This window comes from Vreelandella subterranea (assembly GCF_900111305.1).
Classification (GTDB): domain Bacteria; phylum Pseudomonadota; class Gammaproteobacteria; order Pseudomonadales; family Halomonadaceae; genus Vreelandella; species Vreelandella subterranea.
In genome coordinates this window covers 28899-36166 of sequence record NZ_FOGS01000017.1, presented here as the reverse complement: position 1 = coordinate 36166, position 7268 = coordinate 28899, and the positions used below count along the sequence as shown (strand labels likewise).

The following is a 7268-nucleotide window of genomic DNA, read 5'->3' as shown; positions in this document are numbered from 1 at the left end:
CGGCGTGATCAACTACGGCGCCGACGGCGAACAGGGCGAGACCCTCGCCCTCAGCCTGACGCTGAACAGCGACGGCGAGAGCGCACCGGCCTCCGGCCTGTACGCCCTGGATGCCGACAGCACCGGTCAAGGCGAACCGATCCTGCTGCGCACCAATGAGAGCGGTGACATAGAAGGCTACACCGAGAGCGGTGGCACCTACTTCACCCTGTCGGTTGACGGCAACGACGTCGTGTTCACGCAACAGCAAGCGATCTGGCACGCCGATGCTGAAGAAAGCCTGAGCCTGGCGGCCGGCGTGGTAGAACTCGCGTTCACCGGCACCGACGGCGATGGCGACACGGTCAGCGGCACCCTGGACGTGGGCAGTGCCGTCACGATCACGATTACTGATGATGTGCCTACTTTCAATGAAGAAGGCATCGAAGACGCCTCTCTCAGCACAGCTGTAGGCAGCGAAGCGACCGGATCTTTGAACCTCGAAATCGGTGCCGACCTCGAAGGCGCGCAAATTTCAGGTGCGACGCTCAAGCAAGATGACGATGGTTATATCCAGGTCCAGTACGAGGAAGGTGGTGTAACGCAGTCGGCCTTCCTGACGTCGGGCGGCAGCAAGCTGCAATACGAGTTCGACCAGGATAGCCAGCAGTTGATTGCCTTCAAGCAGGGCGATAGCAGCAGCAACCCGGTTTTCACTATCGATTTCGATGTTGCCAACGGCAGCTATGAAATCAATGTGATCGAAGCACTAGACCCGGTCACAGTTGGCTTTGAAAATGCTGGCGTCACCTCCAATGGCGGTGGCACTGGCCTTGCTCTTGAATTGGATGGTGCTGATCTCAATGCAGTGTTCACCATGCAAGATGGCGGAAACGTTAACTGGTCGAATACCGGAATTGGCGGTTCACCCAATAACTTGATTGGCAATGGCGACGTTCTGGTGGCCAATTTCGACCAAGTGCTCACCGAGCTGAGCTTTACAGCCAGCCGAGGTGTTGGCAACCCGCAAACGGCTGAGTGGAAGGTTTATCTTGACGGCCAGGAGGTCGGTAGCGGAACTGGCAATAATATTACAGGTATCGAAGGCGGCTTCGATGAGGTGCACTTCATCGGCCACGGCAAGCCCAACGATCAGTATCGCGTCAACGATTTCAGTGGTCGATATCAGGATTCCAGCATCGATTATCAACTACCGGTTGAGGTAGAAGCCGTCGATGGCGACGGTGACACGGTGGATTCCGGATTCACCATCGGCTTCGATCCAGAGTCCTTGTCAATCGAGCTGCCCGAACCCGAAGAACCCGCTGCGCCTTCGATCACAGGTGGTGAAGTGCTCATCAATGAAGCTTGGCTGCCCGGCGGTACGCGTGAAGGCCAGGGTGATACGACCCAGGAAGGTAGCATCCAACTGAGTGCCGAAGGCGGGATTGCCTCTCTGTCGGTTGGAGGAGAGACTCTTGACTTTGCAGCACTGCAAGATCTTGGCAATAGCCCGGTATCGATACAGATCGATGGCATCGGAACGTTAAGCTTGACCGGTTTCCAGGGAACTGACACCGGCGGCACCTTGAGCTACGAACTCACTCTAGATGACAACGTGAATCACGATGACGTCCAGGGCAGGAACAATGCAGAGTTCGATATCGACTTGGCCATTGTCGACTTAAATAGCAAGTCGGATAGCGGAACGTTGGAACTCGTTGTTAAGGATGATGTGCCGGAGGGCGAATCAGATACTATTGCCTTTGATGTCGTGATCAATGAGTTCGGTATCGATGATATTAATGGTAACTGGTCGAATGCCAACGGTAGCAGTTCTGCCAATGTCCCAAATGGCATCGGGATTATTTGGGGCGGAAACAACTTCAATCAGGCTTCTGGCTACAAGTTTGAATATGCAAACAACATAGATGCCGAAGAGAGCGTTGTTTCTGGCGATCCAGTTTCGTTGGGTACGTTTACCCATGTCAATAACTCGGTTCCGTCCGGAAGTGCCATAAATGCCGCCACGCTCTCGCTCAATGTGGACGTGGTGCTTAATGGTACGACTTATTCCATTCCGGTCGAAGTTCAAATTGACCATAATGAGACCCCCAATAACTATGGTGATTCCCGTGATGACGATATCATCACGATAGAAAGCTTCAGCATTACAGATCCAAGCATTGCTGAAGCTTTGGCGGCAGCAGGGTACGAATTCACTATCTCTGGCTTTAGGTACGAAGATGGTGGCTCTGTAGGCAACCAAGTGAGAACCCCAGAAGGCCAATCAACGTCATTCGAGTTGTTAGCCAGCATTGATTATGTGGGCGAGCCCGCGACGGCCGAAGGCAGTATCAGCGCTGACTGGGGTGCCGATGGGCCGGCAGAGAATGATCCCATCATCGTTGCGCATGAGAATGGCAACAGCGAAGGTCTGGATTCATCCGGCCAGGCCGTGATCGAGGGCGAATATGGCATCTTGACGCTGACCGACGATGGCAACGGCGAGTACTCTTATGCTTATGTGCTGAGTCAGGCTGGTCGCCAGGCGCTTAAGACGGAAGGCAACCTCACTGAAAACTTCAGTTATACGCTCAAGGATGGTGATGGCGACGAGGTGAACCGCGATATCACGCTTAACCTGACGGGTGTAACACCGCCTATCGAGCTGGTTGATATGGTGGATCAGGCATTTGTGAATACTGTCACGGATGAGTCGACTGAAAACTATGGCAGCATTTCAGCCAGTGTCGTGGCTTTCAGTTATAGCGACTCGTCCAGCATGAAAAAGGACTTTGAGGTTAATGAAGACAGTTCAGGACATTTTAGCTTTACAACTAATCTGAGCGATTCGTCGAGTAATTCCTCATTTAGTTGGTCATTGTCGCGATGGACAGGCACTGAATTTGAAGTCTATCAAAATGGAGCCTCCGAGGAGCTTGGGACTTCGTTGATAGAGGTTTCTAACCTCGCGCCAGGCGACTATCGCTTCGAAGCTAATGTTAACGTTTCTCGAGTGCCATTCGGCGCCTCCAGGGAAGCCAGCGTTTCGAATGTGAAGTTGGTCCAAACTACGGAAAGTCTGGATACCCGTGAAGCCGATGACAACCTATTCAATGATGCGTCCGTCTTCTTGGGAAATGATGACATAGAGCTCACAATTCTGGGCGCCGGTCAGGATGGCAATGATGTATCGGTAGATGTAGCCAATACCGTTATCGCTGGGCGCTATGGTGAACTGACGATAAGTCCAGATGGTACTTATAGTTACCAGCCGGAAGAGAGCACGGAGCACGTGGGAGGTGTTGAGCGATTCGAGTATCAAGTGACGAACCCTGATACTGGTCAGAACGCGACAGCCACCTTGTCGATTCAGATCGATAGTGATGACTTCAACGTTATCTTCGGCACAGAAGTTGACGAAACGCTGGAAGGCAGCGGTGGCCTTGACATCCTCGTCGGTGGTGCGGGCGACGATACACTGACAGGCGGTGATGGTGACGATGTCTTCCGGTGGAACTTCGGCGACGAAGGTACCGTGGGCCAACCTGCAGACGATACTGTTACCGACTTTGGTACTGGTAATGACAAGCTCGACCTCTCAGACCTTCTGCAGGGTGAGGATAGTGACAACATCAATGGGTACATCTTTGCCGAAGAAGATGGCGACAATGTTGTGCTTAGTATCAGCACTGAAGGTAATCTGAACGGCAGTACAAGTGTCGCCGATCAGAAGATTACCCTTGAAGGGAAATCCTTTAGCGACTTCGGCGTTAATAGCGGAGCTTCAGAGGATTTGATCGCTAAACTGATCGAAGATGGTCAACTGAAAATTGACCAATAACCCGAATGCGCTGAGCCGCTGATACTGCCCCGCCGAGTGTACTGCTCGGCGGGGCTTTTTATTGTGACTGCAGTGCCTGCGTGGATTGTTTATGCTGGCGGGCAGCGAAAAACAAGGAGTCTATAAATGTACGTCAACCGCGACAGCCAGGGCGAGATCAGCGAGGTCAGCCGCAGCGTAAGCGAAAAATGCAAGGAGTACGTTTCGCCGGAGTCGGCGGAGCTACAGCGTTTTATCAACGCCGAAACCCATGAAGCCGCGCTGCTCAGGCAGTCGGATATGGAGTTTGTGCGGGTACTGGAAGACGTGATCACCCTGTTGATGGATAAGGGGGTCATCCGCTTCACCGACTTGCCGGAAAAAGCCCAGGAAAAGCTTCTAGACAGGCAGTCACTGCGCAAACGCGTCAACGACGTAGGGCTGATCAGCGACGACGATAGCGACGTTATCTAACCGTCGCTCATGACAATAACCAGCGGCTTCCATGCCGCTGATTTACCGTTAAGCTTCTGTCTTCCAGCTTCCAGCTTCCAGCTTCCAGCTTCCAGCTTCCAGCTTCCAGCTTCCAGCTTCCAGCTTCCAGCTTCCAGCTTAAGACGCTTTAACACCAGGCCCGGTCACCGCATCAAGCCCCAGGTCAAACAGCGTTTCGGCTTCTTCGGGGCGTTTAACGCCTTCGGCAATAGCCAGAATGCCCAGCGAGTGGGCCAGGGTGGCCATGCCGCGCAGGATGGTCTGCTGGTCAAATGCTTGGTCCACGCCGCTGACCAGGCTGGCATCGAACTTGAGGAACGCAAGCCCAAGGTCGTGAAGGTCGGCAAGGCGGGTAAACTCGCTGCCCACGTGCTCAAGGCCTATCCGCACGCCGGTGTGCTGCAGCTCGCGGCATAACAACCGGAAGCTTGCCAAGTCATGCAGGGCGGTACTTTCGGGTAGCTCGATCCACAGCTTGCGGGCCGCCTCGGGGGCGTGCTCAAGTCGTTGGCGCAGCGCCTTGATAAACGCCATGTCGCTGACCGCGCGGCCGGAGAGGTTGATACCCAAGGGTAGTTGGTCGGACTCGATAATCGCCAGGGCACGCTCGGCAACGGCCAGGTCCAGTTTATCTTCCAACTGCAGGCGGGCCACCCAGGGCATGAACAAGCCCGCACTCCGCCACTCGCCTGCTAACTCAAGACGCGAGGGCGCCTCGAAATGCACCACTTCCTGACGGGCATTGACCACCGGAAAGCGGGCCAGCGCAACGCCAGCCTCCATCGACTGGATCAGCGCAGAGCGCCACGCTTCATGGGTCGTGTAGAGCGGCAAGCGCGCCTCGTCCGAGACGGCCACCAATGCCATATCACCACGGCCCTCGGCATCGGCCAGTGCGCCGTCGAGCGCCGCAAGTCGTTGAGAAGGCGTATCGCCGTGAGTGTATTCACTCAGCGCGGCGGGGAGCCGTAGCGGTTCGCCCACGGCGTCGCATAATAGCGTCAGTTGATGCTTCAGGCTTTCGCTGACGTGCTCGATATCCTGAGCGCCATGCACGATCACCAAAAAGTCACTACCGTTCAAGCGGCCGACTTCACCGCCGCCTAATTCATTGGCCAATTGCGTCAGGTGGTTCACCAGCGCCCGCAATACATCGTCAGTCGCCTGGCGGCCAAGGCGCTCGTTGACCTCGGGCAGATCAACCAAACGCAACATGATCAATACACCGCTGGCACGCTGGGAATCGCTGTCCAGGTTGTTCTGCAGATGCTCCAGCAGGGTCGTGCGGTTCGATGCACCCGTGGTGGCATCTTCCTGCAAGCGGCGGCGCAACTGGTCGAGTTTGCCGGTTTCTTCGCTGAGCATGGTATGCACAGCCCCGGAGAGCGTGTTCATCGCCTGTACCACTTCGCGAAGCTCCAGCGTTCGCGGCTCTGAAGAAGTGGTAAAGCGGCGTGCACTGATGCTGCGCGCCTGGCTGACCACTTCCAGCAGCGGCCGACGGATGGTGCGTACGATCCACCACGCCAGCAACAGGCTGATGGCACCCACCAGGGCAAACCAGGCCGCCATTTTCAGCGTGCTTTGCCACAGCGAGCGGTAGGCGGCGTCATGCTGGCTCGCCAAGGTCAGGGTGCCGTACTGGCTCCAGCCGTCCTGCACCACCGCCTGGCCAGGGGCAACATCCAGGCGGACCAGATCAACAAACCAGTCGGGCACGCCATCATCCAGAGGCTCGGCTTCGCGGCGCTGCATGACGTCACCTTCCGGCGAGCGCAATTCAATCAAGCGGTAATGCCCGGTATCAAATTGCGCGGCTACCAGCAGCTCGATGCTGACGTCGTCCTTTTCCATCTGGGTCATGGAAAGTGCCAGCGCATTGGCGTTGTCGGCATTCTTGATCTGCATTTCCTGCTCAACGTAATCCTGTGTGGAGGTCACGCTCACTGCCAAACTGCCCACGAACGCCAGCAGCAGTATCAGGATGACCGTCAGCCAAAGCTGCTTGATGAGAGACATATCCTATCCTCTTATATAAATCCTTGATCGCGCATGCGGTTAACCACGCTTTGCCAGCGAGAAAGCCGCGCGAGTGGGTCGGCTCGGGACTCCTCGGAGCCCCCGGCCCACAAGCCGCTGCTGTTGAAACTGAATACAGGGGTCAGGTCGTCGCGTTCCGAGGCCGGTCGAATGGAAGGGATGATATTATCCAGCAGTAACGGCTCAGACGCGGGCGTTTGATAGTACCCCAACACCATATGCGCTTGGCTACGCTGGGAACGACCAATCTGAGCCCGTACATAAATCATGCGCAGCTTATTGCCCGGCACGCCCAGTTCCTTGAGCGTGATGTACTTGGCAATCGAGTAATCTTCGCAGTCACCTTCACGCTTGCCCAGCATTTCCAGTGGCGTCGCCCAGTAATCTTCCTGGCCCCAGACATCGATATCGTCTCGCCAGCGCACCTTGCGGTTGAAGAAGTCATTGACCTCGCTCATCTGGTCACCAAGCCTGGCACCTCGTAGCCGCTCGATCATGGCCAGCCACTCATCGACCAGCGCCACGCCCGAGGCACCATGCGCCTGCTGCATCTTCTGGCGGATCCGCTGCGGGTTGAAGGCCGAGGCCGTGGAAGGCGCGCCAATCATCAGGCACAGCAGCCCCGCGCCCAGCCCCGAGATCAGTTGCCGCCGCGATACCATCACGTTACCTGGCCATCCAGGGTGGAGCGAGATAGAAACCTGTTTCGATGATGTTCAAGCTAATGGGGTTATCCTCATGGTGCCTTGTAAGAACTTCTCAATTTATATCGACAAAAGACGTTGCAACTTAATCGCGCCACGAAAAACAATGCATGCACCCAACCGTTGTAGTAGCCCGACTATGTCGGGCAATCAGGCCGTCTACAAGCCATATCTCTCGGTGCCTTGATCCTTGCTGATCGCCGAATGAATTGGGCTCCTACAAC

4 protein-coding genes are annotated in these 7268 nt (G+C 55.7%); 2 read left to right on the top strand and 2 right to left on the bottom strand.

Features of this window, described 5'->3' with window-relative positions:
• Positions 1–3826, top strand: a 3826-nt coding sequence (locus tag BMX75_RS17500) for a DUF5801 repeats-in-toxin domain-containing protein (RefSeq protein WP_139197184.1), incomplete at its 5' end; no start/stop codon positions are given.
• 126 nt (positions 3827–3952) lie between these two features.
• Positions 3953–4279: a tryptophan synthase subunit beta like protein gene (locus tag BMX75_RS17495; protein ID WP_092830931.1), complete on the top strand. Its 327-nt coding sequence runs from the start codon at positions 3953–3955 to the stop codon at positions 4277–4279.
• A 138-nt stretch (positions 4280–4417) separates the two neighbouring features.
• On the opposite strand, the gene BMX75_RS17490 is transcribed toward BMX75_RS17495, so the two are convergent.
• Complete coding sequence (locus tag BMX75_RS17490) at positions 4418–6319, bottom strand: EAL domain-containing protein (RefSeq protein ID WP_092830929.1); 1902 nt, start codon at positions 6317–6319, stop codon at positions 4418–4420.
• 11 nt (positions 6320–6330) lie between these two features.
• Positions 6331–7002 carry a transglutaminase-like cysteine peptidase gene (locus tag BMX75_RS17485; protein ID WP_092830927.1) on the bottom strand — a complete coding sequence of 224 codons (672 nt, stop codon included), beginning with the start codon at positions 7000–7002 and terminating at the stop codon, positions 6331–6333.
• Positions 7003–7268 lie beyond the last annotated feature (266 nt).

Coding starts and splice junctions, on each gene's coding strand:
- BMX75_RS17495 (WP_092830931.1), top strand. CDS start 3,953: ATGTACGTCAACCGCGACAGCCAGGGCGAGATCAGCGAGGTCAGCCGC.
- BMX75_RS17490 (WP_092830929.1), bottom strand. CDS start 6,319: ATGTCTCTCATCAAGCAGCTTTGGCTGACGGTCATCCTGATACTGCTG.
- BMX75_RS17485 (WP_092830927.1), bottom strand. CDS start 7,002: ATGGTATCGCGGCGGCAACTGATCTCGGGGCTGGGCGCGGGGCTGCTG.